This window comes from Halomonas urmiana, assembly GCF_005780185.1.
Lineage (GTDB): Bacteria > Pseudomonadota > Gammaproteobacteria > Pseudomonadales > Halomonadaceae > Halomonas > Halomonas urmiana.
The window spans coordinates 20363-45820 of sequence record NZ_VBUI01000023.1 but is presented as its reverse complement, the minus strand read 5'-3'; the positions used below and the strand labels follow the sequence as shown (position 1 = coordinate 45820).

Annotated in this window: 26 protein-coding genes and 1 pseudogene; 6 read left to right on the top strand and 21 right to left on the bottom strand. The window is 66.4% G+C overall.

The window, feature by feature from the left end; translation table 11 throughout:
• Nucleotides 1-17: 17 nt before the first annotated feature.
• Nucleotides 18-239: a hypothetical protein gene (locus FEI13_RS14555; RefSeq protein WP_138182243.1), complete on the bottom strand. Its 222-nt coding sequence runs from the start codon at nt 237-239 to the stop codon at nt 18-20.
• A gap of 242 nt (nt 240-481) precedes the next feature.
• Here FEI13_RS14555 and FEI13_RS14550 point away from each other — a divergent pair, with 242 nt between their 5' ends.
• Complete coding sequence (locus tag FEI13_RS14550) at nt 482-1510, top strand: LacI family DNA-binding transcriptional regulator (protein WP_158294554.1); 1029 nt, start codon at nt 482-484, stop codon at nt 1508-1510.
• Between the two features lie 4 nt (nt 1511-1514).
• Here FEI13_RS14550 and FEI13_RS14545 read toward each other — a convergent pair whose 3' ends face one another.
• From FEI13_RS14545 to FEI13_RS14515, 7 genes are all read right to left on the bottom strand, one after another.
• Entirely contained in the window at nt 1515-2519 is a 1005-nt protein-coding gene (locus FEI13_RS14545; RefSeq protein WP_240036536.1) for an Ldh family oxidoreductase, read from the bottom strand.
• Entirely contained in the window at nt 2516-3463 is a 948-nt protein-coding gene (locus FEI13_RS14540; RefSeq protein ID WP_138182241.1) for a hydroxyacid dehydrogenase, read from the bottom strand. The genes FEI13_RS14545 and FEI13_RS14540 overlap by 4 nt, the downstream gene beginning before the upstream one ends.
• 77 nt (nt 3464-3540) lie before the next feature.
• Nucleotides 3541-4026 carry a tripartite tricarboxylate transporter TctB family protein gene (locus FEI13_RS14535; RefSeq protein WP_138182240.1) on the bottom strand — a complete coding sequence of 162 codons (486 nt, stop codon included), beginning with the start codon at nt 4024-4026 and terminating at the stop codon, nt 3541-3543.
• Entirely contained in the window at nt 4023-5552 is a 1530-nt protein-coding gene (locus FEI13_RS14530) for a tripartite tricarboxylate transporter permease (protein ID WP_138182239.1), read from the bottom strand. Before FEI13_RS14530 ends, FEI13_RS14535 begins: the two co-directional genes overlap by 4 nt.
• A gap of 17 nt (nt 5553-5569) precedes the next feature.
• Nucleotides 5570-6535, bottom strand: a complete 966-nt coding sequence (locus tag FEI13_RS14525; protein ID WP_138182238.1) for a tripartite tricarboxylate transporter substrate binding protein — start codon at nt 6533-6535, stop codon at nt 5570-5572.
• Nucleotides 6536-6695: 160 nt separating this feature from the next.
• Nucleotides 6696-7865, bottom strand: coding sequence for a UxaA family hydrolase (locus FEI13_RS14520; RefSeq protein ID WP_138182237.1), 1170 nt, complete (start codon nt 7863-7865; stop codon nt 6696-6698).
• Between the two features lie 3 nt (nt 7866-7868).
• Entirely contained in the window at nt 7869-8153 is a 285-nt protein-coding gene (locus FEI13_RS14515) for a UxaA family hydrolase (RefSeq protein ID WP_138182236.1), read from the bottom strand.
• Nucleotides 8154-8372: 219 nt separating this feature from the next.
• On the opposite strand from FEI13_RS14515, the gene FEI13_RS14510 reads away from it, so the two are divergent.
• Nucleotides 8373-9098 carry a GntR family transcriptional regulator gene (locus tag FEI13_RS14510; protein WP_138182235.1) on the top strand — a complete coding sequence of 242 codons (726 nt, stop codon included), beginning with the start codon at nt 8373-8375 and terminating at the stop codon, nt 9096-9098.
• Nucleotides 9099-9176: 78 nt separating this feature from the next.
• Here FEI13_RS14510 and htpG read toward each other — a convergent pair whose 3' ends face one another.
• The 4 genes from htpG to FEI13_RS14490 form a co-directional block, all read right to left on the bottom strand.
• On the bottom strand, nt 9177-11081 hold the full coding sequence (gene htpG / locus FEI13_RS14505; RefSeq protein ID WP_138182234.1) for a molecular chaperone HtpG: 1905 nt from the start codon (nt 11079-11081) through the stop codon (nt 9177-9179).
• Nucleotides 11082-11169: 88 nt separating this feature from the next.
• Entirely contained in the window at nt 11170-11652 is a 483-nt protein-coding gene (locus FEI13_RS14500; RefSeq protein WP_138182233.1) for a PaaI family thioesterase, read from the bottom strand.
• Nucleotides 11645-12169, bottom strand: a complete 525-nt coding sequence (locus FEI13_RS14495) for a PaaI family thioesterase (RefSeq protein WP_138182232.1) — start codon at nt 12167-12169, stop codon at nt 11645-11647. Before FEI13_RS14495 ends, FEI13_RS14500 begins: the two co-directional genes overlap by 8 nt.
• Before the next feature lie 45 nt (nt 12170-12214).
• Nucleotides 12215-12583: a YkvA family protein gene (locus FEI13_RS14490; RefSeq protein ID WP_138182231.1), complete on the bottom strand. Its 369-nt coding sequence runs from the start codon at nt 12581-12583 to the stop codon at nt 12215-12217.
• A 158-nt stretch (nt 12584-12741) separates the two neighbouring features.
• On the opposite strand from FEI13_RS14490, the gene FEI13_RS14485 reads away from it, so the two are divergent.
• Complete coding sequence (locus FEI13_RS14485) at nt 12742-14682, top strand: transglycosylase SLT domain-containing protein (RefSeq protein WP_138182230.1); 1941 nt, start codon at nt 12742-12744, stop codon at nt 14680-14682.
• Between the two features lie 161 nt (nt 14683-14843).
• On the opposite strand, the gene FEI13_RS14475 is transcribed toward FEI13_RS14485, so the two are convergent.
• On the bottom strand, nt 14844-15488 hold the full coding sequence (locus FEI13_RS14475) for a LysE family translocator (RefSeq protein WP_138182229.1): 645 nt from the start codon (nt 15486-15488) through the stop codon (nt 14844-14846).
• 63 nt (nt 15489-15551) lie between these two features.
• The gene (locus FEI13_RS14470) at nt 15552-15977 is read right to left on the bottom strand and encodes an NINE protein (protein WP_138182228.1); all 426 of its coding nucleotides are present in this window, start codon (nt 15975-15977) and stop codon (nt 15552-15554) included.
• A 302-nt stretch (nt 15978-16279) separates the two neighbouring features.
• Between FEI13_RS14470 and FEI13_RS14465 the strand changes: the two genes are divergently transcribed.
• Nucleotides 16280-16486 (top strand): cold-shock protein, encoded by a 207-nt coding sequence (locus tag FEI13_RS14465; RefSeq protein ID WP_040187864.1) that lies wholly within the window; start codon nt 16280-16282, stop codon nt 16484-16486.
• A 113-nt stretch (nt 16487-16599) separates the two neighbouring features.
• On the opposite strand, the gene FEI13_RS14460 is transcribed toward FEI13_RS14465, so the two are convergent.
• The 4 genes and pseudogenes from FEI13_RS14460 to yegS all read right to left on the bottom strand — a co-directional run bounded on the left by FEI13_RS14460 (nt 16600) and on the right by yegS (nt 19370).
• The gene (locus FEI13_RS14460; protein ID WP_138182227.1) at nt 16600-17334 is read right to left on the bottom strand and encodes a putative sodium/potassium/calcium exchanger; all 735 of its coding nucleotides are present in this window, start codon (nt 17332-17334) and stop codon (nt 16600-16602) included.
• A 70-nt stretch (nt 17335-17404) separates the two neighbouring features.
• The gene (locus tag FEI13_RS14455) at nt 17405-17833 is read right to left on the bottom strand and encodes a VOC family protein (protein WP_138182226.1); all 429 of its coding nucleotides are present in this window, start codon (nt 17831-17833) and stop codon (nt 17405-17407) included.
• Nucleotides 17834-18112: 279 nt separating this feature from the next.
• Nucleotides 18113-18385 (bottom strand): annotated as a pseudogene (locus tag FEI13_RS14450) (LemA family protein); the annotation flags it as partial.
• Nucleotides 18386-18467: 82 nt separating this feature from the next.
• Nucleotides 18468-19370: a lipid kinase YegS gene (gene yegS, locus FEI13_RS14445; RefSeq protein WP_138182224.1), complete on the bottom strand. Its 903-nt coding sequence runs from the start codon at nt 19368-19370 to the stop codon at nt 18468-18470.
• Nucleotides 19371-19574: 204 nt separating this feature from the next.
• Here yegS and FEI13_RS14440 point away from each other — a divergent pair, with 204 nt between their 5' ends.
• Together FEI13_RS14440 and FEI13_RS14435 are read left to right on the top strand one after the other, a co-directional pair.
• Nucleotides 19575-21173, top strand: a complete 1599-nt coding sequence (locus FEI13_RS14440; protein WP_193555745.1) for a cation:proton antiporter family protein — start codon at nt 19575-19577, stop codon at nt 21171-21173.
• 109 nt (nt 21174-21282) lie between these two features.
• Nucleotides 21283-21570, top strand: a complete 288-nt coding sequence (locus FEI13_RS14435; RefSeq protein ID WP_138182223.1) for a hypothetical protein — start codon at nt 21283-21285, stop codon at nt 21568-21570.
• A gap of 131 nt (nt 21571-21701) precedes the next feature.
• Here FEI13_RS14435 and pepN read toward each other — a convergent pair whose 3' ends face one another.
• The 3 genes from pepN to FEI13_RS14420 form a co-directional block, all read right to left on the bottom strand.
• On the bottom strand, nt 21702-24335 hold the full coding sequence (pepN, locus tag FEI13_RS14430) for an aminopeptidase N (RefSeq protein WP_138182222.1): 2634 nt from the start codon (nt 24333-24335) through the stop codon (nt 21702-21704).
• A 72-nt stretch (nt 24336-24407) separates the two neighbouring features.
• On the bottom strand, nt 24408-24806 hold the full coding sequence (locus FEI13_RS14425; RefSeq protein WP_338035089.1) for a YbaN family protein: 399 nt from the start codon (nt 24804-24806) through the stop codon (nt 24408-24410).
• A gap of 130 nt (nt 24807-24936) precedes the next feature.
• Complete coding sequence (locus FEI13_RS14420; RefSeq protein ID WP_138182221.1) at nt 24937-25422, bottom strand: YajQ family cyclic di-GMP-binding protein; 486 nt, start codon at nt 25420-25422, stop codon at nt 24937-24939.
• Between the last annotated feature and the right edge of the window lie 36 nt (nt 25423-25458).

Sequence of the window (25458 nt, the reverse complement as noted above, 5' to 3'; positions counted from 1 at the left end):
TTTGGCCAGACTCAGGGTCATGGCGGGGAGGATTGTCGTGATTCGAGCCTTAGACATCCGGAGATGAAGAAGGCGGTTGCGACCACCAGCAGTACCGCTTCCAGAGCCGGCGCAATGTCGTATATCCCCGGGAAGAAGCGTTGCATGACGACGTTGAGGAAGAAGAGAGCGAACAGACCGAGGGCCAGCCATATCAGGCCACCCAGGGACCCGCTTGCCTTGCGAGGTGAATCCGGCATGTTGCGTGCCTCCCGCGGTGTATTGTTGTCGTATGCCCGGCGAGGCCCCGCGCGCCTCAACCGGTCAGGGTGCGGCGCCTGCTTGCCGATCCCCCACGGGGGCCTATACTGACGGCAAGCAACTTGTAAGCGCTTACAACCCATGACTCCAAGCTAGACTCCTCTAGATGACTTGTCCAGAAAAAAATGCCTCGCCGAATGCCCTCCCCGCCGACGAGCCACAACAGAAGGCCGAAGCGCTCATGAGCAAGCAGATATCCCGCACTCTGCTCCAAGATGTGGCCCTTGAGGCCGGGGTTTCGACGGCCTCGGTGTCGCGGGTCCTCAACCGGGCTCCCCATGTCAGCGAGCGGTTGCGACGGCGCGTCGAAGCCGCCATCGACCAGCTCGGCTATGTCCCCGATGGCACCGCTCGAGCTCTGGCGTCCCGCCGCATCGGCGCCATCGGCGCCCTGGTACCGACGCTGGACAACCCCATCTTCAGCGCCATGATCGACAGCCTGGAGCAACGCCTGAAGCGTCATGACTGCCGATTGTTGATCGCCACCTATCGTTACGACCTGGACGACGAGCTCCAGGCCCTGAGGACCCTGGTTCAGCAAGGAGTCGATGGCGTCGTCCTTATCGGCCATGATCACCGACCCGCGGTGAAGACTCTCCTCGAGCGACGCCACCTGCCCTTCCTGACCAGCTGGCACGCAAAGGACGACCCGAAGTGGCCCTGTATCGGCTTCGACAATACCGCACCGGCACGCCACCTAGCGCATCACCTCCTGATGCTGGGGCACCACCGTCTCGCTGTCATCACGGCACCCACCGACGGCAACGACCGGGCCCGAGCCCGGCTGGAGGGGTTCCGACAGGCGATCGCAGCAGCGGGCCGTGACCTGCCGCCGGAATACACCGTCACGGTGAACTACGGCATCGCCGAGGGGGCGCAGGCCTTCGAGACCCTGATGGGGCTCGAAGAACCACCCACGGCGATCCTCTGCGGCAACGACACCCTCGCCTTCGGCGTCTTGCTGGCCGCCCAGCGGGCCGGCGTCAGCATTCCTGAGGAGCTCTCGGTCACCGGCTTCGACGATCTGCCCCAGGCACGCTTCATGTCTCCGCCCCTGACCACGATCGCCGTGCCAGCGAACGAGATCGGCCGCCAGGTGGCCGATACGCTTATCGCCAGCATCGGGGGCAATACGCCACCCCATCGCCGTCTTCTGGATGCCCCCCTGGTGCTCAGACAGTCGACCGGCCCCGTGCCGCCGGCCTCCTAGCGCCTCAGCCTATTTCCGCGTGGGCCTCGAGGGCGGCCACCAGGGCCGTGGGCAACGTCAACTGGCCGCCCCCCTCGCGGCGCAGCCGGTAGCGCCGCTCGCCAGGTAGCCTGACGCCGGGCTGGTCCTGCATTGCCGCGAACAGCGTCTCGGCATGCTCGAGAAAGCCACTCGAGAAGCGGGCCGGGTCGAACAGCAGGATCAGTTGGGCGATGCTAGGGGCCTCGCCCTCGGCATCGAAGAAGGAACTGGCCTGAAAGCCGAAGTGGCTGCCGGCGAGCCCCGCGGTAAGCAGCTCCACCATCAGCGCCAGGGCGGCCCCCTTGGCGTCGCCCGCTGGGATCATGCTGCCGGCCAAGGCGGCGTCGGCGTCGGTGGTCGGCCGCCCCTCGATATCCAGAGCCCAGTCGTCGGGAATCGGCTGGCCCTGTTTCTTGGCCAGCATCACCTTGCCGCGGGCCACCCTGGACAGCGACAGGTCGATCAGCAACGGCTCGGCGTCCCGCCGCGGACAGGCGAAGGCGATGGGGTTGGTGCCGTACAGCGGCCGATTGCCGCCCCAGGGGGCCATGGCCGCGGGCGCATTGCTGAACGCCATGGCCATCAGCCCCTGACGCGCCGCGGCCTCGACCGGGGCCCCCGCCACGCCGAAGTGATGCGAGCGGGCGATGGAGATGGCCACCAGGCCACTCTCACGCACTTGGCATAATCCGGCCGCCAGCCCCTCGGCCACCGCCGGGAAGGCCAGGCCATGACCCGCATCGACCCGCACCACGGCGCCATCGACCTCCACAAGGGGTATCGCCGTGGCCCTCACCTTGCCGCTGGCGGCCTGATCGAGATAGAACGGCAGTCGCGACAGGCCATGGGATGGCAGGCCATCGCGCTCGGCATCCAGTAGTGCCTCGACGGTGGCCGCGGCCTCGGACTCGCCGAAGCCACGGGCGCGCATCGCCGCCATCGACAGGCTTCGCGCCGCCTCTTCGGTCATGTCAGCGGCATCGTTCATACCTGTTCCTCCGTCGTCTTCTGATGCATGAGTACCGCACGAACATTGTCGGCGGTCATTTGGCTGATGCGGGCATTGGATTCCTCGGTCACCCCGGCGATATGCGGCGTGAGGATCAGGTTCGGCACTCCCACGAGCGCAGAGCCAGCCGGCAGCGGTTCCTGTTCGAAGACGTCCAGCATGGCACCGGCCAGGCGCCCCTGGCGCAGCACCACTGCCAGGGCGACCTCGTCGACGATCCCCCCCCGGGCGGCGTTGATCAGCACGGCATCGGACTTCATCCTGGCCAGGGCCGCGGCATCGATGAGGTGATGGGTCGCCTCGGTCAAGGGGACGTGGAGGCTGACCACGTCAGCGGATGCGACCAATGCGTCCAGGTTCTCGTGACGGTTCACCCCGGCCCACTCCGGAGCATCCGCCGCCAGGTGAGGATCGAAGGCCGCCACCCGCATATCCAGGGCCAAGGCACGTCGTGCGGTCTCCCGGGCGATGGCGCCGAAGCCCACCAGCCCGAGGGTGCTGCCGGCCACCTCGCGGCCGATCAGCGCCTGGCGCGGCCACTCTCCCGACTGCATGGCCTGGCTGGCGAAGTAAGCTCGGCGACGCAGCATCAGGGCACCCGTCAGCACGTACTCCGCCACCGAGCTTCCGTTGCCGCCATGGGCCGGCTTGACCGTCACGCCCCGGGCCTCGCAGGCGGCCAAGTCGATGTTGTCGAGCCCCACGCCCAAGCGCCCCACCACCTTCAGATGCGGCGCGGCGGCCAGCAGCTCGGCATCCACTTGGGTGCGGTTGCGCACGATGATAGCGTCGGCCTCGGCCACTGCTGCAAGCAGCGCCCGGCGATCCTCCACCAGGCCACTGTCGAAGATCACTTCGAAGCGGTCCTCGAGGCTTGCGGCGGCCCCCTCGTCCATGAATTCAGAAATCACGATCTTGACCATGGGAACTCCCCTCCTCTTCAACGAATGCGTCCCGGTATCGGTTGTTGTGATGCTGGCCGTAGCAACGGCCCTTTCCTTTAGCCCATCCACCATTTGCCCACCGGTAGCGGGACATTGAGCAGCACCGCGAAGAGCCCGTAGAAAAAGGCCACCAACACGGCACCGGTGATCAGGTGCCCCAACAGCCGGCGCGGCGTCCAGGGCTCGTGCTGGGCGATCAGCATCAGGGTGACGAAGCTCGCCAGCCCCGCTAACAGGAAGCCGGCCCAGGGCATGACCAGCGCCCAGGCGGTCATGGCGAGCACCAGCAGCACCCGGCGCGGGGTCGAGCCCCGCTGGCGCGCGGCGTTGCTGAACACTCCGCGCAGGGCCAACTGCCCCAAGCGCAGCACGCCGGCGGCCAAGGTCACCGCAGCGATGGTGGTGGGAAAGACAGCGCCAAGCTGGCTCATATCCCGGCCCTGCCAGATGCACAGCGCGCTCATGGCGATGAACAGCAGCGGCAACAGGAACTCGGCGCGGGCCGAGCAGGCCGCCTGGACCTTGCGGGTCGCATCCGTCATGAGGAAGTCTCCTGGTGGGAATCCCCACCGTCATGGCCGCGCCGCCGGGCCCGTCGCGCCTTGATCAAGGGGTAGAAGACACTGAGCAGCGACAGGGCGATGATCGTCAGCGAGATGGGCCCGCCGAAGAAGGTCGTGGCATAGGAACCACTGGCACGCCCCATCAGGAAGCCCTGGACGAAGCCCTGTTCGGCGATGGGCCCCAGGATCAGTCCCAGCACGATGGGCGACGGCCGGAAGCCGTAGCGGTTGAGCAGCCACCCCACCACCCCGAGGGTCAGCATGATGATGACGTCGCTGATGCTGTTGCGGATGGCATAGGTGCCGATCACGGTCATGAAGGCGATGGTCGGCACCAGCAGCGCCTTGGGAATGGTGATGATCGACTTGAAGGCGTAGCGGCCGATCAGCAGTCCAAGTGGCAGCAGCAGGATGGTGGCCAGGAAGAGGCCGGCCACGAAGGTATAGGTGATGTTGGCATTAGTGGTGAACAGCTCCGGTCCCGTGCGGAACCCCTGCACCAGCAAGGCGCCCAGGATGACCGCATCGGGCGGAGTGCCGGGGATGCCCAGCACCAGGGTTGGAATGAAGCCGCCACCCACCGTGGCATTGTTGGCGGCCTCGGTGGCCAGCACCCCCTGGGGATTGCCCTTGCCGAAGCTCGCGGAATCTCGGGAGGCACGTCGCGCCTCGGAATAGGACACCAGGCTGGCGATGGAGCCCCCGGCGCCGGGCAGGATGGCCACCCCCGTGCCGATGGTGGCCGAACGCAGCAGGTTGAGCTTGCCTAGCCAGGCATGCGCCAGGCCTTCGCGCAGACGAATGCCCCGTTGCTCCTCGTCGACCTTCAGGTGGGCCTCAGGCGTTGCCACCAGGTCGATCAGCACCGGGATGCAGTACAGGCCGATCAGCGCCGATACCGTCTCGATGCCGCCCAGCAGCACCTGGGAGCCGAATGTGTAGCGGATATCGCCGCCCACCACGGCTACACCGACAGTCGAGAGTAGCAGCCCGAAGCCGGCGCCCATGAAGCCCTTGAGCGTCGAGCCCTCGGACAGCGCCGAGATGAGCGTCAGCCCGAAGATCGCCAGCCAGAAGTACTCCACCGGACCGAAACTCAGGGCGACCTGGGCCAGCAGCGGCGCCAGGGTCAACAGAGCCAGTACGCCGACCAATCCGCCCACCACGGAAGCCAGCGTCGACAGGGTCACCGCCAGATCGCCATCCCCTCGCTTGGCCATGGGATAGCCATCGAAGGTCGTGGCGATCGCCGAGGGGGTCCCCGGCGTGTTGACTAAAATGGCGGCATAGGAGCCGCCATAGATCGCCCCGGTATAGATAGCCCCCAGCATGATCAGCGCCGATTCCGGGGCCATGCCGAAGGTCACCGGCACCAGCACCGCTACGGCCATGGTAGCCGAGAGTCCCGGCAAGGCCCCGATGATGATTCCCGAGGCCACGCCGAGCAGGGCCAACCCCAGGTTCACCGGCGACAGGGCCCCCAGGGCATAGCTGAGCATATCCATTGCAGCTCCTCCCCGAATCAGTCGATCAGGCCGAGTTCACGCGCGGTGGCCTCGTAGACGCGATGCTGCTCCGCCATGAAGTCATCCATCTCGCCCAGTGGGACGTCCATCAGCACGAAGCCGAGATCCTGCATCTTCTGCTGGAACTCGGGATTCTCGTTGATCTGCTGGAAGATGTCGGAGAGCCGCTGCTGGATCTCCTCGGGGGTTCCCTCCGGCACCGCCATGCCGCGATAGGCACCGCCCACCATGTCATAGCCGAGCTCCTGGAAGGTGGGCACGTCGGGGAACAGTGGATGGCGTTCCTCGGCGGCCACGGCCAGCATGCGGACCTTGTCCTGGTGGTTGGCCGCCACCGTGGTGTAGCCCCATTCGGCCTGAACCTGGCCACCGAGCAGTGCCGTCACCGCGGCCCCGGTGCCCTTGAAGGGAATATAGGTGGTGGTGACGTCGGCCAGCTGCTGGAAGCGAGTGTTGGCCACGTCGTTGGCGCTGTAGGTGCCGCTGCCGGATAGCGTCACCGCGCCGGGAGCCTCCTCGGCGGCCTGGATCAAGTCGTCGAGGGTCTCGAAGGGGCTATCGTTGCGGACCAGGATGGCGTCGGGGGAGTAGTGGAAATAGAAGAAGTTGTTGAGATCGGCGGTCTGGAAGCCGACGTCCTTGCCCATGGGCTTGAGGATGATATGCGGCAGGTTAGAGCCCATGATGGTGTAGCCATCTGCGGACATGTCGGAGAGCTGGGACCAACCCACGGCTCCGCCACCGCCGGGCATGTACTGCACGACCAGCTGTTCGCCGGTGATCTCCTCGAAATACTTCTGCTGCAGCCGGGCACTGATATCGGACTCACCGCCGGGGCCGAAGGGGATCACATACTGGACGTCCTTGCTGGGAAAGTCGTCTGCGGCGGCCAGCGTAGTGACGCCGGCGGCGATGGTGATTCCGAAGCCCGTGGCCAGGGCGATGGAGCGAGAAATTCGCATGGCGTATCTCCAGATATTGTCGTTGTCGTGCTGAGCTTGCCTGCTGTGGGTCGTCGGGGTCGTCACGAACCCAACGCCTGATAAAAACAGCCCCTCCTCTCGCGGTAGGTGTTACATAGGCAAAAAGCCCCCACCGTCGGGTGGGGGCGTCGCGATCATATCAGGCACTTTCGTAGAGACGGGTCAGCACGAACTCACGATGCCCCAGGGCCTCGGCTGAGGTATGCCGACCGTTGGCGGTGCGCAGCATCATCTCGAGCAGCTGGTCGCCGGCCTCTTCCATATTGATCTCGCGCTTGAGCAGGTGTGAGACGTCGACATCGATGTGCTCGCCCATGGTGCGCACGGTGCGCGGGTTGGCGCAGATCTTGATCACCGGCAGGATCGGGTTGCCGATCACGTTGCCCTGGCCGGTGGGGAAGAAGTGCACCACGTAGCCCGAGGCGGCACACAGCGTCACCATCTCGGCGGCCGCGGAGGAGGAGTCCATGAACCACAGGCCCGGCTTGTCGGGATGCTCGGCCTTGTCCAGCACCCCGTCGACCCGGCAGCGCTTGCCGATCTTCTGGATGTTGCCCAGCGCCTTCTCCTCGATGGTGGTCAGCCCCCCCTCGATGTTGCCCTTGGTGGGCTGTGACTCGGAGAGATCGCTGGTCTTGTGACGATCGATCATGTCGCTGTAGCGATCGAACATGGCCTGGAACTGCTCGCGAACTTCCGGAGTGGCACAACGCTCGGCGACGAGATGCTCGCCCCCGGTCAGCTCCGAGGTCTCGCCGAACACCAGCGTGCAGCCCGCCTCATACAGCTTGTCGAATGCCGCACCGACGGTGGGGTTGGCGCCGCAGCCCGAGGTGGTATCGGACTCACCGCACTTGGTGGAGACCCACAGCTCGTCGACGTCGCACTCCTCTCGCTGCAGCTCACTGGCATGCTGCACGAATTCGCGAGCCTTCTTGGAGGCGGCGCAGATGGTGTTGTGATCCCCGTTCTGCTCGATCCAGAAACCCTCGACCGGCTTGCCGGTGGCCTTGATGCCGTCGACGACCTTACCGGTCCAGCCCGGCTCGATGCCGATGACGATGACCGCGGCGACGTTGGGATTGCAGCCGATGCCGATCAGGGTACGGAAATGCAGGTCCAGGTCAGCGCCGAACTGCAGGCGACCATAGGGATGCGGCAGCGCCAGGGTACCCTTGATGTTGTTGGCGACGGCCTCGGCGGCAGCGTTGGAAATGTCGTCGACCGGCAGCACGATGACGTGGTTCCGAACCCCGACCCGGCCATTTTCGCGACGATAGCCCAGAAACTTGCGACCCTTGATTTCCATCTTTTACCACCTCTTGGTTTTGACGTTGTGGACGTGCAGGTGCTCACCCTTCTTGATGGGCTTGATCACGCGACCGATGTCGACGCTGTACTTCATCACGGCGTCTCCCTCCGACAGATCGCGGATGGCGAGCTTGTGACCGATGGGAATGGGATCGCTCACCGTGCAAGTGATGGTCTGATCCTCCTGCATGACCCAGCCGGTCAGTTCCTGACCGGCCTGAATTCCCTCGACCACCGCGACGCCGACACTGTCGTCGGCATCATGTACTACGAAGTCGATGCTCATGATGTCTCCTCTCCACTTGCGAGGTTATGGGTGTTATCTCGATGACAGCCTGGACACAGGCCTCCTGATGGACTGACTGCTGCGAAGCTTCAACTCATGTATATGACACATGATACACGACCGTCAAGTCCTCTATATGTTTTTTTGGTATCATGTTCAGAGACTCTGGCATTCGAGGGGCCCGAATGCCGCTACGTGATTGAACCTAAGGAACCGCACATGAATGACTCTCAGACGCCCAGCTATCGCCCGCTCTACCAGCAGATCAAGGAGGCGCTGCTGTCACGTATCGTTTCGGGAGACTGGCCCCCCGGCACCTTCATCCCTAGCGAGTCCGCGCTCTCCCAGGAGTACGGCGTCAGTGTGGGCACGCTGCGCAAGGCGCTGGATGACCTGGCCAGCGATCACGTGGTGATCCGTTACCAAGGAAAGGGCACCGTGGTCGCGACTCACGACAACGATCGCTCGCTGTTCCAGTTTTTTCACCTCACGCGGCTCGACGGTACCCGCTCGATGCCCATCTCCCGGGTGCTGTTACGCCAGTCCCGACCGGCCACGGTGGAAGAGGCCGAGACGCTGGAACTCGAGGTGGAAGCGGAAGTGGTGCATATCCGGCGGGTACGGGAGCTGGAAGGCGTGCCCGCACTGCTGGAGGAACTGGTAGTTTCCGCAGCCCGTTTCCCGGCACTGGAGAAAGAGCCAGAAACGCTGCCGAACACCCTCTACCAGCTCTATCAGCAACGTTTCGGGCAGAGCGTGGCCAAGGCGGAGGAGCGCCTCTTCGCCGTGGCGGCGGGCCCGCCAGAGCAGAAGCAGCTGGGCGTAGCGTTGGGCTCGCCGCTGCTGGAGATCCGTCGGGTGGCCCGAAACCTCCAGGGCGAGCCGCTGGAGCTCCGGATCTCGCGCTGCGAGACCCAGCATCACTGCTACTTCAACGAGCTCTGAACGCACGCCGGCCGCCCAGGGGGGCGGCCGGCGGCACGTGGGTGACGCCATCCGCGGATGGCGTCTCGGGCGGGAAGGTCAGGCGCTCAACAGGGCATTGAGACGCTTGACGTAAGCGGCAGGGTCGTCGAGATGGCCGCCCTCGGCGATGATCGCCTGATCGAGCAGGATGCGCGCCAGGTCTTCGAAGCCGTCGCCTTCGACGCCCTCGAGGCGGGCCACCAGGGCATGCTCGGGGTTGAGCTCGAGGATCGGCTTGACCTCGGGCATCGCCTGGCCGGCGGCCTCCATGATGCGGCGCATCTGGAAGCCCATCTCGTGCTCGGGCAGCACCACGCAGGCCGGGGAATCGGTGAGGCGATGCGTCACCTTGACCTCCTGGACCTCATCGCCCAGGGCCTCCTTGACGCGCTTGACCAGCTCCTGCTTGGCCTTGGCGGTCTCCTCCTGCGCCTTCTTCTCCTCCTCGTCCTCGATCTCACCGAGGTCGAGATCGCCCTTGGCGACGTCGACCAGACTCTTGCCCTCGAACTCGGTGAGGTGACTCATCAGCCACTCGTCGATGCGGTCGTGGAGCAGCAGCACCTCGATGCCCTTCTTGCGGAAGACCTCGAGATGGGGGCTCGACTTGGCCGCGTTGAAGCTATCGGCAACGATGTAGTAGACCTTCTCCTGGCCCTCCTTCATGCGCGAGACATAGTCGGCCAGCGACTGGTCCTGGATGGCACTGTCAGTATGGGTGCTGGAGAAGCGCAGCAGGGCGGCGATCTTCTCGCGATTGGCGTGATCCTCCGCCGGGCCTTCCTTGAGCACGCTGCCGAAGGTGTTCCAGAAGGTCTGGTAGGCCTCGGGATCCTTGGCGAGCTTCTTGAGCATGTCCAGCGAGCGCTTGGTCAGGGCGCTCTTGATCTTCTCGACCTGCGGGTCCTGCTGCAGCAGCTCGCGGGAGACGTTCAGCGACAGGTCCCGGGTATCCAGCACGCCCTTGATGAAGCGCAGGTAGAGCGGCAGGAACTGCTCGGCGTCGTCCATGATGAAGACGCGCTGCACGTAGAGCTTCACCCCGCGAGCGCCGTCCCGCTCGTAGAGATCGAAGGGGGCCCGGCCGGGCACGTAGAGCAGGCTTACGTACTCGAGCTTGCCCTCGACCTTGTTGTGGCTCCAGGTCAGCGGATCGCTGAAGTCATGGGCCACATGCTTGTAGAAGGCCTTGTACTCGTCGTCGGTGAGCTCGCTTTTGGGGCGCACCCAGAGTGCGGTGGCCTCGTTGACGGTCTCCCAGGTGGTGGTCTCGCTGCCCTCGATCTCGTTGCCGTCCTCGTCGCGAGCGGTCTCGACCTTGGGCATGCGCACCGGCACCTCGATGTGGTCGGAGTACTTGCGCACCAGGCTCTGCAGACGGAAATCGTCGGCGAACTCGCGGGCATCCTCCTTGAGGTGCAGGACGATCTCGGTGCCGTGGGTCTCGCGCTCGATGTCGGCGACGGTGAACTCGCCCTCGCCCTTGGAGTGCCACTCGACGCCGTCGCCCTGCGCGGTGCCCGCCTTGCGGGTGCGCACGGTGATGTCGTCGGCGACGATGAAGCCGGAGTAGAAGCCGACGCCGAACTGGCCGATCAGCCGGGCATCCTTCTGCTGCTCGCCGGAGAGCTGCTTGAGGAACTCGGCGGTGCCGCTTCTGGCGATGGTGCCGAGGTTCTCGATCACTTCGTTGCGGTTCATGCCGATGCCATTGTCGCGCACGGTGACGGTACCCGCCTCGGCGTCGTGCTCGATCTCGATGCGCAGCTCGCTGTCGCCTTCATAGAGCGCATCGTTGTCCAGCGCCTGATAGCGCAGCTTGTCGCAGGCGTCGGCGCCATTGGAGATCAGCTCGCGCAGGAAGATCTCCCGGTTGGAATACAGGGAGTGGATCATCAGGTGCAGCAGCTGCTTGACCTCGGTCTGGAAGCCGAGGGTTTCTTCATGGGTGGCAGTGGTCATGTGGCTCGGACCCCTTTAATTGACATGACAATGGTGGCGACGCCACCGATATGGAACTGTCGTCGATATGGGGCCCGTCGCTGGCTTTTCAAGCACCCCCGTCATGCTGATGAGCGGAGGGGGCACCGAGCACGAAGTGCAGGCGTGCGGTGGCCACCGGCAGCGCCTCACGCTCCTGCCAGGCCGTGACCTGGACGTTGCCCAGGCGCCGCCCCTCGCGCAGCAGGGTACAGCGGGCCAGGGTCGGCATGACCCGAGCGGTGCGCAGGTAGTCGATGGAGAGATCGACGATGCGCGGCAGGCGCGGTTCACGAGCGGCCAGCATCAGGTCCAGGGTCGCGGCAGTCTCCATGAAGGCGGCCACCACTCCGCCATGCAGCGCCGGCAGCAGGACGTTGCCGACGTTCTCCTCGCGGGGATCGAGGCGAAACAGCAGGCCCTCGCCGTCCGGGTCCGCCTCGGCCGTGACGCCGATGCGGCGGGCATAGGGGATCAGCGACAGCCACGCCTGGACGTCGCCCTCGGCGCGAGTGCGCGCCAGCCATTCGACGTCGTGGAACCCTTCACGCATGGTCGTTTCTCTCCTCGAAAGGGGCCTCGTCGAGCGTCGCATCGGCGAACAGCGCCTCGGCGAAACCCGGCGGCGTATTGCGCGGCCCCAGGCGCACGAAGTTGCCGATGCCTCGCGCCAGCGGTCCCGCCTGCTGGCGAAGCGTGCCTTCGGTGAAGACCACCGAGGTGGTGACCCGCACCACCCGCGCCTCGGCGATGATCGCCTGCCCGGCCACGCCCGGCCGGTAGTGATCGATGCGCAGATCGAGGGTCGGGCAGACCTCTGGCGCCGGCAGCGCCGGCAGCACCGCTGCGCCGCAGGCGGTATCGAGCAGCATGGTCAGCACCCCGCCATGCACCAGTCCCCGGGCGGCGTCACCGAGCAGGTCATCGTGCCAGGGCAGGCGCAGGCGCACGCCCTCGGGGCCGGCCTCGAGCACCTCGAGCTCGAGTGCGCGCGTGTGGGGGATAACCGCGACGAAACGCGCCAGGGCGCGTCGCCAGTCGGCGGCGCCGGGGGGATGATCGGGGGGCATACGGACCTCGTGGGACGCCTATCGAGAAAGATTCAAACGATCGTATCAGGGCAGGTGCTCGTCGTCGCGTCGACCTTCGCCGGGGGGCGCGCCCGCCCCTTCTCGGTTCTCCCGCCAGACGCGATACCCCGCCAGGTGACGATCGACCCGGGTCAGCAACCAGCCGACGATCACCACGTCGTCGACCAAGCCGAGCAGCAGCAGGACATCGGGTATCAGGTCGAGAGGCAAGATCAGGTACGAAAGCGCCACCAGCATCCACAGGAAGGCGCCCCAGGGCACCGGACGATAGCGACGCAGCAGCACGTCGCGGGTCATGGGCAGGAAGAGCCGCAGGGCGCGGCCCATCTGGCCCAGCACCCGGGAGCGTCGCCGCAGGCGCTCCACCGGCCCTCCACCGCTGAATCTGGCCATCTTTCTCTCCTTGCCGCCCCGCACGAATCCCGCTACACGATAGAATATCCCCGCGGCGCCCGACAGCCGTCGCCTGTCGGGCTACGGCGACACTACTCAAGGCCGCCGCCATCGGCCACCATGGCCGACCGCCGATCGCGAACCGCAAGAGGTCCCCCATGCTCCCGTCATTCGGTCACTGCAAGCCCCTGATCGCCGCCGCCCTCTGCTGCCTGCCGCTGCTCGCCCAGGGCAGTGACCGCGCCATGCAGGATGCCCTGCAGGCCGCGCGCAGCCAGCAGTGGCAGAAGATCGATCAGCGCGCCATCGAGGATCACGTGCTGGCCGGCTATGTCGACTACCACCGCCTCAAGGCCCGCCTACCCGGCGCCGAGCCCGAGGCGGTGCTGAGCTTCATCGAGCGCCACGACGATACCCCGCTAGGGGAGTGGCTGCGCGGCCAGGCCATCGAGCAGTATGGCGAGGCGGGACGCTACGAAAGCCTGCGAGCAGTGGCCAACGGCGTGCCTGCAGGCACCGATCGTCGCTGCCACTACTACACCGCCCAGCTCGGCGCCGACCTGCAGGCGGCCGCCGAGGGAGGACGCGAGCTGTGGCGGGTCGGCCGTTCGCAGCCGGATGCTTGCGATACCCTCTTCGACACCCTGCGGGCACAGGGGGAGATCGATCAGGAGGCGATCTGGGAGCGCATGACCCTGGCCTGGCAGGCCGGCGAGACGGGGCTCGCCGACTACCTCGGCCGCATGCTCGGCCGGGAGTGGCAGAATGGCCGCACGGCCATGACCGTATTGAAGCAGGACTTCTCCGCCGTCACCCGCACGCCCGCCTGCCTCGGGCCGGAGTGCCGCGGCACCAGCGCGCTGTATGCCGCCGCCATGCACGGCTTCACCCGGGCGGATACCGAGGCCGCCCTGGAGGCCTGGCGCAAGCTCGCCCCCCACCTCTCCCTCCAGGCGCGCCATCGCCGCGCGATCGAGCACGATCTGGCCTTCTACTCCATGGTCCGCGACGTCGACCAGAACCTCGGCTGGGTCGACGACCTGCTGACGCGACGCGACGACGACGATCTGCTCGAACTGCGGGTCAGGACGGCGCTTGGCGATCGCGACTGGGCCGGGGTCATCGCGTGGATCGACCGGATGGACGAGACGCAGCGCGGCGAGAGCCGCTGGCAGTACTGGCTGGCGCGGGCACAGCAGCAGCAGGGCAACGACGGCCAGGCGCGCGAGGCCTACGCCCGAGCCGCCGATGAGCGCAACTTCTTCGGCTTCGCCGCCGCCGACCGCCTCGATCGTCCCTACGCCCTCAATCAGGCACGCCATCGGATCGACGAGGCGACTCGCCAGGCGGTGGCACAGTGGCCGGCCGTGCGCCGCACCGAAGCCCTACTACGCATCGGCGAGCCGGGGCTCGCCGCCAGCGAGTGGTATGCCGCCGCCGCGCGCGGCACAGAAGAGCAGGCCCGCCTGCTCGCCGACTATGCCCAGCGGCGCGGCTGGCAGGCCCGATTGGTGCAGACCACCATCGCCGGCAAGCTGTGGGATGACCTGGCGTGGCGTTTCCCCGAGGCCTATCGCGACCACTTCCTGCACTGGGGCCGGCAGACCCGCGTCGACCCCTACCTGCTGATGGGCATCGCCCGGCGCGAAAGCGCCTACAATCCCGATGCGCTATCGCCGGCCGGGGCACGCGGCCTGATGCAGCTGATGCCGGGCACCGCCACCCAGGTCAGCCGGCAGCTCGGCATGAACGACCCAGGGCCTTACGGCGTGCTCGACCCTGCGGTCAATATCCGTCTCGGCAGCACCTACATCCGCGACATGCTCGACCGCTACCGGGGCAATCGCCTGGCGGCCACGGCGGCCTATAATGCCGGCCCCCACCGGGTCGACCGCTGGCTGCGTGACGCCCCACAGGAGTTCGACCTCTTTGTCGAGAGCATCCCCTTCCGCGAGACCCGCGACTACGTGCAGGCCGTGCTCGCCTATCGCGTGATCTTCGAGAGCCTGGCCAACGGCGGCGACAGCACCGGCGTGTCGCTGCTGACCCCGGCGGAGACCTCGGTGCGCTACGATCGCTCACTGCTGGCCAGCAACTGAGCTGGAAGCTGGAAGCTGGAAGCTGGAAGCTGGAAGCTGGAAGCTGGAAGCTGGAAGCTGGAAGCTGGAAGCTGGAAGGCAGCATGATGTCACCCGCTTTGGGGTCAAGGTTTGTCTTCCAGCTTCAAGCTTAAGGCTTACAGCTCCGGACGAAGTCCGGTTTAGGCGGGCGGGCGCGTCAGCGCCAGCTTGATACCGAAGCCGACCAGCACGGCACCAGTCAGGCCGTGGAGCCAGCGCGTGAACGCCGCGCTCGAAAGCCACTGTCCGGCGCTGCCCACCATCGCCACGATGCCGATCTGCCACAGGTTGGCCACCACGAAGTGCACGCCGGCCAGCCACAACGACTTGGCGAGCGCGGGATCCCCCGGGGCGATGAACTGCGGCAGGAAGGCCATGTAGAAGACCACCGTCTTGGGGTTCAGCACGTTGGAGAGCAGCCCCTCGCGCACCGGCCGCCACAGCGGCACGGGCCGACGCTCCGTGCTGACGCCGGCCACGGGAAGGCCCTGACCCCGCCGGGCGGCCAGCAGGCTCGCCACGCCCAGCCACACCAGATAGGCGGCCCCCGCCAGCTTGAGCACGCCGAAGGCCCAGGCCGATTGCAGCAGGATCAGCGAGATGCCGAGCGCCGAGACCGTGGCGTGCACGAAGAGGCCACAGCAGATGGCCAGGCTGGTGGCCACGCCGTCGCGCCAGCCGCCCCGCGCGGTGTTGCGGATCACCAGCAGGGTATCCACCCCGGGGCTCATGCTGAGCAGGGTGATGGCCACCAGGAACGGCCAGAACTGAGCGTCGATCAACATGCGTCCTCCGAGCGGGAATCCTGAAGGCACCCTCGCCTTCCACGGTAGAAAAGCACCCGGCGGTCAGCCGTTGAAGATGCCGCGGCGGGCATGGCGCATGGAGATCTGGTCGTTAAGGGTCCAGAAATCGTAGAGCACCCCGAGCCCGCAGAGGCCGAAGGTCAGCAGGTAGAGGATGCCGGTCAGCCACTTGCCGAGGTAAAAGCGGTGGATGCCGAACACTCCCAGGAAGGTCAGCAGCAGCCAGGCCAGGGTGTAGTTGGTCGGGCCGGCCTGGAAACGCAGGTCCGCCTGGCGGTCCATGGACGGGATCAGGAACAGATCGATCAGCCAGCCGATGCCGAGCAGCCCGAGGGTGAAGAACCAGAGGGTACCGGTGACCGGCTTGCCATAGTAGAAGCGGTGGGCGCCGAGGAAGCCGAACAGCCACAGCAGGTAGCCGACCACCTTGCTGTGGGTGTCGCTGGAAGCGAGGTACGGATGGGTCATGGGGCTCTCTTTCGGTGATGAAGGGGGCGAGATGGAGGCTGGACGCTCACGGGCTTTCCATCTACAGTGTTTTTGCGGGCGGCAGCGCCAGTCTCCCTGCGACACTGTGTTGACGCAACCCTGGCGCTGTAGCACTATCCGTTGCGTTGGTCAGCAAGCAGAAAAGTCGTCAGTAGTACTTCGATTCCTTCGATATACCCGGTGCGCACTTGCTTCTTGTCCTGCCCACGTATTACGGGTCCATGGCGAGGTCGACCCTCCCTGGCCCAGCACCATTATTTAGTTAGTTAAGGAAATCGACAATGGCAACTGGCACTGTCAAGTGGTTCAACGACACCAAGGGCTACGGCTTCATCTCTCCGGACGACGGCGGTGATGACCTGTTCGCTCACTTCTCCGAAATTCAGGCTGAAGGCTTCAAGTCCCTGCAGGACGGCCAGAAAGTCACCTTCGAAGTGACCCAGGGCAAGAAAGGCCTTCAGGCCTCCAACATCCGCGCCGCCGACTGATCCTCGGTTGACCCGGAGACGACCGGCCGGCAGCGCCGTCCGAGCGTCATAGAGAAAGGCCCACCTATCTGGTGGGCCTTTTTCGTTGGCGGTGACCTTCAGGCAAGCGTGGTTCAATCTTCCTCGACAGGACCGGACTCGATATCGAGCTCGGAAGAGGTGTCCGGCGCCTGACGTTCGGCCTCCTGGAACTGCTCCTCGATCTGGCGACTCGCCTCCTCGAAGCGCCTCTCGGTTTCCTCGAGTATCGCGTCGATATCCGAGCTGGTGCTCTCCCCGGGCAACGCCTCACGCTCGTCAAGGTCGCCGCCCGGCGCCTCGTCGAGGCCGGTATCTGACTCTAACTCGGGCGACTCCATGGGTTCGAACTCGGCCGACTCTTCCATGGGCTCCAAGTCGGGCGTCCCCTCCTCGGCGCTCTCGAACTGCTCGTCGATGCGACGGCTGGCTTCCTCGAAGCGCCGCTCGGTCTCCTCGATGATGGCATCGACATCGGAGCGGGTCGTCTCCCCGGGCAGGGCCGCGTCCTCGTCCAGGGTATCGGCCGGTGACTCTCCAAGGGTCTCGGCCTCGGCGTCCACCTCCCCCTCCGCCTCGAGGTCCACTTCGCCCTCAGCCTCGAGATTGCCATCCGCCTCATCCGGTGCGGCGGCAGGCTCCGACTCCACGGGCGACTCGGCCTCGTCGGCCGACGGCTCCTCATCCGCCTCGGAGACCGGCTGAGCAGCTTCTTCCTGTGTTTCCTCGACCTCGGCTGGAGCAGGCTCGTCGTCGCCGTTGCCGCAACCGGCGAGTCCCACGGCCAGCGCCATGGCTGCGACCAGCGGCATCCGGGGTTTCATTGCCATTTTCTTGCTCCTGACGAAAGGGACGACATTGCACCAGAGCGCCCCTGCTCTCGCAAGGCGGCGTGATGCCTCAGGTGGCGAACAGCTGGCCGGCGATGTCGCGGAAGGCCTTGAACTCGATGGCATTGCCGCTGGGATCACGGAAGAACATGGTGGCCTGCTCGCCCGGCTCGCCGCGAAAGCGCAGGTAGGGCTCGATCTCGAACCGCACGCCCGCCGCGGTGAGTCGATCGACCAGGGCCTCCCAGTCGGCCATCTCCAGCACCACGCCGAAATGCGGGACCGGTACGCCGTGGCCATCGACCGGATTGCGGTGATCGTCGAGGCCCCGCTCGCCCAGCGCCGGGTTCAGGTGGCAGACGAACTGGTGGCCATAGAGGTTGAAGTCGATCCAGGTATCACTGGAGCGACCCTCCGGACAGCCCAGCAGGTCGCCGTAGAAACGCCGGGCCTCGTCGAGGTCACGGACCTGAACGGCCAGGTGGAAGGGGGTGAGCATCGCGACGTCCTCCGCTGATCAAAGATGGGCAAGCGATCCCTCATCATGCCGTCTCATCGGCCGACTCGCCAGCCGACTCGCCTCCCCTCTCACCGGGTGGGCGCGACGGACTCGGCAGCGGGCACCCCAGGGTCCAGGCCACCGCGCTCAGCAGCTCCGCCTCCTCGGGCTCGATCCGGCCATCGTGGGCCACGCAGCAGCTCATGGCCGCCAGCAGCGGGGCCCGCTCGGACGGGACCAGGCGCACCAGTCGAGCCATGGCCCAATCGAGATCCGTGGCCCGGGCCGGGCCGCGGCGTGCTGGAGCCCCACCTCGGCGGCCTTGCGCGCCTCGGTCACCGCCTGCAGGGTTTCCCGCTCATGGCGCATGTAGGCCTTCGCGGTCTCGACCAGGTTGGGAATCAGGTCGTGACGGCGCTTGAGCTGCACCGCGATCTGGGCGAAGGCGTTCTGGTAGCGGTTCTTCAGGGCCACCAGGCGATTATGGATGGCCACCCCATAGACCAGCAGGGTGCCCAGCAAGACTACGGGGATGATCAGCGAGAGGCTCATGATGTCGTCTTCCCTTGTCACCGGAATCGGTCCGCCCGAGGGCGGTTGCCACGTCTCTCATGTTCGAGCGTTCATAGTAGCCTCATGCCGGCCGAGAGAGCAGCGGGCACGTCGGCGACACCGCCAGCCACAGTGCCGCGGGATCGATCGTTACCGTGAAGCCCTGCCGCCGGGCGGGCTCGCCATCCAGGGTGAGCGGTACCTCCTCGTCGGCCTCGAAGGCGAGCCAGTCGACCCGTAGGGTATCGACGTGGGTGCCGCGGGCGGGGCGCGTCTCGAGCTCGTGACGCATGGCGCGCAGCTGGGTCACGGAGCCGATGTCGTGCAGGATCAGCACGTCGAGGCGCCCATCGTCCAGCGTCGCCTGCGGGGTCAGCACATGCCCCCCGCCCGACTGGCGGCCGTTGCCGACGGCCAGCAGGCAGACCTCGACCCGGCGTTCGCCATCCTGCCAGCGAATCCGCCCGGCATAGTGGTTGATGCGCCAGGCCTTGACGGCCCCGATCAGCGAGTAGGCCCCGCCGCCGAGGAGACGCTTCAAGCCCTTGGGCGTGGACCAGGTGATCTCGGCCCCGAAGCCGGCGGTGGCCATGTTCAGGAAGTGCCAGTCGTCCAGGCGGGGCACGTCGACGCGGTGCGCCGGCAGGCTCAGGGCCGCCTCGAGGGCCGGTTCGCAGGCCAGCGGCAGGTCCAGTGAGGTGACGAAATCGTTGGCACTGCCCAGGGGCAGGATGCCGAGCACCGGGCGACGTTCACGGGGCACGCGCATCAGGCCGTTGACCACCTCGTTGAGCGTGCCGTCGCCGCCGCCGGCGATCACTCGATCGACGCCGTCGTGTGCGGCCTGCTCCGCCATGCGCTCGGCGTCGCCAGCCTCCCAGGTGGCGCGTACCTCGAGGGCATCGCCTGCTGCCCGCCGGCTAAAGACCGCCTCACGCACCTCCGGCAGCTGCGCCGACTTGCCATTGAGAATCAGTCTGGCCATGCGCCCTCCTCTTGCCCGGTTCACCCTTTCCCGACTCACCCTGTCCTTTCGCTCCCTATTCTATTCGCGTTCTGGCTCGTCGCGCCGCCGACCTGTCACGACCGCGTCATCGCCGATGGGCATACCCCAAATCATGAATGCCATTCACCTTACGACTTCCCTACACTATCCGTCTTGCCGAAGATTGCAGAACAGGGAGTGTGCATGATCGAACCGGCCTTTCTTCTCACGGCCTTCCTCGGCGGCATGTCCGCGATGCTGCTGCGACTGCCGCCCATGGTGGGCTTTCTCGCCGGCGGCTTCGTGCTCAACGCGCTGGGCTTCGACAAGACCCCGCTGCTCGAGACCCTGGCCAACATCGGGGTCGTGCTGCTGCTGTTCAGCATCGGCCTGAAGCTGGACGTGCGCACCCTGCTGCGCCGCGACGTCTGGGGCGGCGCCACGCTGCACATGCTGGCCTCGACCCTCGTGATGGTGATGCTGCTCGCCCTGATCAAGTGGCTGGGCCTCTCGCTGCTGGCCGACACCGGCTGGTCCACCCTGGCCCTGCTCGGCTTCGCGCTCTCCTTCTCGAGCACTGTCTTCGTGGTCAAGGTGTTGGAGAAGCGCAGCGAGACTCAGACCGCCTACGGCCGTCTGGCCATCGGCGTGTTGATCATGCAGGACATCTTCGCGGTGCTCTTCATCACCGCCTCCACCGGCGAGCTGCCGAGCCCCTGGGCCCTGGGACTGGTGCTGCTGATCCCCCTGGCTCCCGCCCTGCGCGCCCTGCTGGACCGGCTGGGCCACGGCGAGATGCAGATGCTGTTCGGCATGCTGCTGGCGCTGGTACTGGGCTACGCGTTGTTCGACGCCGTCGGCGTGAAGGGCGATCTCGGCGCGCTGATCATCGGCCTGCTGCTGTCCCCCCACCCCGCCGCCCAGACCCTGGCGCGCTCGCTATTCAGCCTCAAGGAGCTGTTGCTGGTGGGCTTCTTCCTGAGCATTGGGCTGACGGCCATGCCGAGTGTCGAGATGCTCGGCGCCGCCCTGCTGCTGGTGCTGATCCTGCCGCTGAAGAGCGTGATCTATCAAGCGGTCTTCATGCGCTTCAAGATGCGCCATCGCACCTCGGTGCTGGCCACCCTCAGCCTGACCAACTATTCGGAGTTCGGCCTGATCGTCGGCGCCATCGCGGTCTCCAGCGGCTGGCTCTCGGGGGACTGGCTGGTGGTGATCTCCCTGGCCGTGGCGCTCAGCTTCGGGCTGTCGGCCGTCCTCAACGGCTTGAGCGAGCGCGTCTACCGCTGGCTGGAACCGCGGCTGCCCCGGATCAGCGTCGGCGAGCTCTCGCCCAGCGACCGTCCCATCGAGGTCGGTGACGCCGAGGCGGTGGTGCTCGGCATGGGGCGCATCGGCCGCAGCGTCTATCGCCGCCTGCAGAAGGAGTACGGCCTGCGCGTGCTAGGCATCGACAGCAACCCCCAGAGCGTCAAGACCTTGAGCAGCCGCGGCTTCAATATCCTCGAGGGCGATGCCGTGGACTCCGACTTCTGGGACAAGCTGTTGATGTCTCGCGACGTACAGATGGTGGTGCTGGCGATGCCGCACCATGCGGGCAACCTCTTCGCCCTCAAGCAGCTGCGCTCTCGCGAGTTTCCGGGGCGGATCACCGCCGTGGTCGAATATCCCGAGGAGATCGAGCCGATCCGCGAGCTGGGGGCCAATGCCGTCTTCCACGTCTACGACGAGGCCGGCCGAGCGCTGGCCGACAGTGCCGCCGAGGAGTCCGGCGTGGTCTCCCGGGCGAGCCAGCTGGGATGAATGACGCGCCCGGCTTGTCAGGGCGGGCCGCTTGTCGCGATACTTCCTCCATCGCTTGATGTCAGGGCCCGGCCGGCACGCCGTGGCCCCCACACCGGATCGCATCCCCATGGACGACGTCTTCAGCTTCATCGGCAGCGCCTTCGGCGAGTTCATCCGCTTCATCGTCGCGAGCCTGACCGGATTCTTTTCCGGCCTCGACGAGGCGGCCGGCAGCTTCATGCAGGGGCTGTCCAACTCGCTGGGCATCCCGATCACCCTGATCAGCCTGCTGGTACTGGCGTTCGGCCTGTGGCTCTTGTGGAAGGGGGTGGCCGCCCTGCTGCGCGGCGCCTTCATCATTATGCTCGTCTGGTGGCTGCTGGGGGCGACGGTGCTGAGCTGGCTGATCCACTGACGCCCTCGTCCTCCCCCACCAACGACGGCGCCGCCCTCTCGGGCGGCGCCGTCGTTTCCGACCTGTCGTTTCCGGTCGAGGGGTTCCGGACCGTGGTCTTCTGGCCGTCAGGTCCAGGCAGGAAGCGGCCCTCAGGCGAGCGCCTTCTCCACCACCTCATAGACGTTGGGCGAGAGCTCCTCGGCGCGGATGCGCTCGAGCTCGGCCTTCATCAGTTCCTGTCGCGCCTCGTCGAAGCGGGCCCAGCGGGTCAGCGGCGTGATCAGCCGCGCGGCGATCTCCGGATTGAGCCGGTTGAGCTCGATCACGGTGTCGGCCAGCAGCCGGTAGCCCGCGCCATCGGCTCGGTGGAAGTTGACCGGGTTCTGGTTGGCGAAGGCGCCGATCAGTGCGCGCACCCGGTTGGGATTCTTCAATGAGAAAGCCGGATGCGCCATCAGGAACTTCACGCGATCCAGCACGTCCGCCTGGGGGCGCGTCACCTGAAGGCTGAACCACTGATCCATCACCAACGGATCATGGGCCCACTTCTCGCCGAAGGCCTTCAGCGCCGGGTCGGCGATGTCGCCGCGCGAGCCGTGCACCAGCAGCGTCAGGGCATGGCGCACGTCGGTCATGTTGTGGTCGGCCGCGAACTGCGCCTGGGCGAACTCGAGTCCCGCCTCATCCTCGATGGCCATGAGATACGAGAGCGCCACATTCTTGAGGCTGCGCGCGGCGATCTGCTCGGGCTCCGGTGCGTAGGGTACCTCTGAGCGGTTCTCCTCGTAGAGCCGCAGGAAGTCATCGCGCAGGGCCATCGTCAGCGACTGCTTGACGAAGGTGCGGGCGGCGTGGATGGCGTCGACGTCGACCAGCGGCTGCTGCTCGGCGATGTAGGCCTCCGAGGGCAGCGTCAGCATCTGGGCCAGCACCGCCTTGTCGTCGATACGAGCCGCCAGCACGGCGCGGAAGGCCTCGACCACCCGCGGGTCCATCACCTTCTCGACCCCGTTGCGGTGGGCGGCGATCAGGTCGTCCAGGGCCAGCAGCGCCAGGCGCTGGCCGGCGTCCCAGCGATTGAAGCCGTCGGAGTCGTGGGCCTGCAGGAAGGCCAGGTCCTCGCGGCCATAGGGGAAGTTCAGCTTGACCGGCGCCGAGAAGCCGCGCGCGAGCGACGGCACCGGGGCCTCGCTGACCTCGGTGAAGAGGAACTCCTGCTCATCCTCACGCAGATGGATCACCGCATCGGTGCCGAGCGCCTCACCGTCCAGGGTCAGCGGCAGGTCGCGGCCGGACTTGGTGCCCACCAGGCCCAGGCGCACCGGGATGTGCAGGGCCTGCTTCTCGGCCTGGCCGGGGGTGGCCGGGGTGCGCTGGCGCAGCACCAGCCGGTACTCGGCATTGGCGTAGTCGTACTCGCCATGAGCGTCGATCTCGGGGGTGCCCGCCTGGGAGTACCAGCGCAGGAACTGGCCGAGGTCCTCGCCCGAGGCCTCGGCCATGCAGTCGACGAAGTCCTCGATGGTCACCGCCTGGCCGTCGAAGCGCGAGAAGTAGAGATCGCTGCCGCGGCGGAAGGCCTCCTCCCCCACCAGGTTCGAAAGCATGCGCACGATCTCGGCGCCCTTCTCGTAGATGGTCAGGGTGTAGAAGTTGCCGATCTCGATATAGTGGTCCGGGCGCACCGGGTGGGCGGTGGGGCCGGCATCCTCGGCGAACTGGGCGGTGCGGAAGAAGGAGACGTCCTCGATGCGCTTGACCGGTGCCGAGTTGGTATCGGCCGAGAAGCACTGATCGCGGAAGACCGTGAAGCCCTCCTTGAGGGAGAGCTGGAACCAGTCGCGGCAGGTGACGCGGTTGCCGGACCAGTTGTGGAAGTACTCGTGGGCGACGATGCCCTCGACGCGCTGGAAGGCGGCATCGGTGGCGGTGTGGGGGTGGGTCAGCACCGCCGCCGAGTTGAAGATGTTGAGCCCCTTGTTCTCCATGGCGCCCATGTTGAAGTCGTTGACCGCGACGATCATGAAGAGATCGAGGTCGTACTCGCGGCCATAGGCCTGCTCGTCCCAGGCCATGGCGCGCTGCAGCGAGGCCATGGCGTGGTCGGTCTTGTCGAGGTTCTCCTCCTCGACCCAGATCTGCAGGGTCACCTCGCGTCCGCTCATGGTGGTGAAGCGATCCTCGACCTTCTCGAGGTCGCCGGCCACCAGCGCGAACAGGTAGCTGGGCTTGGGATGCGGGTCCTCCCAGGTGACGAAGTGGCGACCGCCGGGCAGCGTGCCGCGCTCCACCGGATTGCCGTTGGAGAGCAGCACCGGCAGGGTCGCGGCATCGCCGATCACCGTGGTGGAGAAGGTCGCCATGACGTCCGGGCGATCCGGGTAGAAGGTGATGCGCCGAAAGCCCTCAGCCTCGCACTGGGTACAGTACATGCCACTGGAGCGATAGAGCCCCGACAGCGCCGTATTGGCATCGGGCGCGACCTCCACCTCGGTGTCGAGCAGGAAGGCCTGGGGCACCCGGTGCACGACCATCCCCGCCTCGCCGACCGCGTACTCGTCCTCGCCAAGCGCCTGTCCGTCGATGGCGATGGCCTTGAGGTTGAGCTGCTCGCCGTCGAGTTCGAGAGGCACGCCGGCCTCGTGTTCGGGGTGGCGCTCGACGTGCAGGCGCGCCTTGACCCGGGTGGCGGCGGGATCGAGGTCGAAGGTCAGCTCGGTGCGGGTCACGCGGTAGGCGGGCGGACGGTAGTCACTCAGGTAGATCGGCTGCGGTTCTGACATCTAGGAAGGGCTCCTGTCGGTAATTGCGATCCATTGTACGGCCCGCCGTGCCCGAAGCTCAAAGCCGGGCGCTCAGCGTGCCGAGATGGGCTCGGGACGCGACAGGACCCAGGCGGTGACCAGCGACAGCCCCGCGATGAGCGCGAGCTTCAGCCACAGCATACTGACGGTGAGGGCCAGCACCAGCATCGACACGGCGAGCATCGCCGCGGCGAGCCGCTTGGCATGGCGGGGAATCGCCCGCTCGGCTTCCCAGGCGGTGATGGCGGGACCGAAGCGGGGGTGTTCGCGAATCCAGGCGGCGAAGCGCGGCGAGCCCTTGGAGGCCGCCCAGACCGCCAGTAGCATGAAGCAGGTGGTCGGCAGCAGGGGCAGGAAGGCGCCGACCACGCCCACCCCGAAGCTGATCCAGGCCAGGCCCAGGAAGGCGAGACGTTGCAGGGTCGGCATCTGGCGCTCACTCCCGTTCATCGGCATGCCTCTCATTGAAGAGCATTTCGCCGCCCGGTGCCAATCGCGAACGCCTATGGACGCCATCGGGATGACCGGGATCATGCCGCCCGATCAATCGCCCGATTCGTCGCGACGATCCGTCCGAGGGTCAGTCACGAAAGTTGTCGAACTGCAGCGGCAGGTCGGGGCCGCCCTCCGCGCGCAGCAGCGCCATGACGGCCTGGAGATCGTCGCGCTTCTTGCCGGTGACACGCACCTTCTCGCCCTGGATCTGGGCCTGCACCTTGAGCTTGCTCTCCTTGATCCGCTTGGCGATGTCCTTGGCTTCCTTCTGGTCGAGGCCCTGCTTGAGCGCCACCTCCTGACGGGCACGCACCCCGGACAGCACCGGCTCCTCGACGTCCATGCAGCGGGCGTCGATCCCCCGCGCGATCAGCTTGTTGCGCAGCACGTCGAGCATCTGCTTGAGCTGGAAGTCGACCTCGGCCTCGAGGGTCACGGTGTCGCCGCTGAGCTCGAAGCTCGCGGTGACGCCCTTGAAGTCGAAGCGAGACTGGATCTCGCGATTGGCCTGATCCACGGCGTTGCTGGCTTCGTGCTTGTCGAATTCGGAGACGATGTCGAAGGAGGGCATGGCGATGTCCTGCGGGTCATGGAAGATGAAAGAAAG

Bases quoted from the DNA above. Each gene is read 5' to 3' on its own strand.
- yegS (WP_138182224.1), bottom strand. From the start codon at position 19,370: ATGGCCAGACTGATTCTCAATGGCAAGTCGGCGCAGCTGCCGGAGGTG.
- FEI13_RS14470 (WP_138182228.1), bottom strand. From the start codon at position 15,977: ATGACCCATCCGTACCTCGCTTCCAGCGACACCCACAGCAAGGTGGTC.
- FEI13_RS14490 (WP_138182231.1), bottom strand. From the start codon at position 12,583: ATGGCCAGATTCAGCGGTGGAGGGCCGGTGGAGCGCCTGCGGCGACGC.
- FEI13_RS14465 (WP_040187864.1), top strand. From the start codon at position 16,280: ATGGCAACTGGCACTGTCAAGTGGTTCAACGACACCAAGGGCTACGGC.
- FEI13_RS14495 (WP_138182232.1), bottom strand. From the start codon at position 12,169: ATGCCCCCCGATCATCCCCCCGGCGCCGCCGACTGGCGACGCGCCCTG.
- FEI13_RS14545 (WP_240036536.1), bottom strand. From the start codon at position 2,519: ATGAACGATGCCGCTGACATGACCGAAGAGGCGGCGCGAAGCCTGTCG.
- FEI13_RS14455 (WP_138182226.1), bottom strand. From the start codon at position 17,833: ATGCTCACCCCCTTCCACCTGGCCGTTCAGGTCCGTGACCTCGACGAG.
- FEI13_RS14500 (WP_138182233.1), bottom strand. From the start codon at position 11,652: ATGCGTGAAGGGTTCCACGACGTCGAATGGCTGGCGCGCACTCGCGCC.
- pepN (WP_138182222.1), bottom strand. From the start codon at position 24,335: ATGTCAGAACCGCAGCCGATCTACCTGAGTGACTACCGTCCGCCCGCC.
- FEI13_RS14555 (WP_138182243.1), bottom strand. From the start codon at position 239: ATGCCGGATTCACCTCGCAAGGCAAGCGGGTCCCTGGGTGGCCTGATA.
- FEI13_RS14520 (WP_138182237.1), bottom strand. From the start codon at position 7,865: ATGGAAATCAAGGGTCGCAAGTTTCTGGGCTATCGTCGCGAAAATGGC.
- FEI13_RS14515 (WP_138182236.1), bottom strand. From the start codon at position 8,153: ATGAGCATCGACTTCGTAGTACATGATGCCGACGACAGTGTCGGCGTC.
- FEI13_RS14535 (WP_138182240.1), bottom strand. From the start codon at position 4,026: ATGACGGATGCGACCCGCAAGGTCCAGGCGGCCTGCTCGGCCCGCGCC.
- FEI13_RS14540 (WP_138182241.1), bottom strand. From the start codon at position 3,463: ATGGTCAAGATCGTGATTTCTGAATTCATGGACGAGGGGGCCGCCGCA.
- htpG (WP_138182234.1), bottom strand. From the start codon at position 11,081: ATGACCACTGCCACCCATGAAGAAACCCTCGGCTTCCAGACCGAGGTC.
- FEI13_RS14550 (WP_158294554.1), top strand. From the start codon at position 482: ATGAGCAAGCAGATATCCCGCACTCTGCTCCAAGATGTGGCCCTTGAG.
- FEI13_RS14420 (WP_138182221.1), bottom strand. From the start codon at position 25,422: ATGCCCTCCTTCGACATCGTCTCCGAATTCGACAAGCACGAAGCCAGC.
- FEI13_RS14435 (WP_138182223.1), top strand. From the start codon at position 21,283: ATGGACGACGTCTTCAGCTTCATCGGCAGCGCCTTCGGCGAGTTCATC.
- FEI13_RS14475 (WP_138182229.1), bottom strand. From the start codon at position 15,488: ATGTTGATCGACGCTCAGTTCTGGCCGTTCCTGGTGGCCATCACCCTG.
- FEI13_RS14485 (WP_138182230.1), top strand. From the start codon at position 12,742: ATGCTCCCGTCATTCGGTCACTGCAAGCCCCTGATCGCCGCCGCCCTC.
- FEI13_RS14525 (WP_138182238.1), bottom strand. From the start codon at position 6,535: ATGCGAATTTCTCGCTCCATCGCCCTGGCCACGGGCTTCGGAATCACC.
- FEI13_RS14510 (WP_138182235.1), top strand. From the start codon at position 8,373: ATGAATGACTCTCAGACGCCCAGCTATCGCCCGCTCTACCAGCAGATC.
- FEI13_RS14440 (WP_193555745.1), top strand. From the start codon at position 19,575: ATGATCGAACCGGCCTTTCTTCTCACGGCCTTCCTCGGCGGCATGTCC.
- FEI13_RS14425 (WP_338035089.1), bottom strand. From the start codon at position 24,806: ATGAACGGGAGTGAGCGCCAGATGCCGACCCTGCAACGTCTCGCCTTC.
- FEI13_RS14530 (WP_138182239.1), bottom strand. From the start codon at position 5,552: ATGGATATGCTCAGCTATGCCCTGGGGGCCCTGTCGCCGGTGAACCTG.
- FEI13_RS14460 (WP_138182227.1), bottom strand. From the start codon at position 17,334: ATGGCAATGAAACCCCGGATGCCGCTGGTCGCAGCCATGGCGCTGGCC.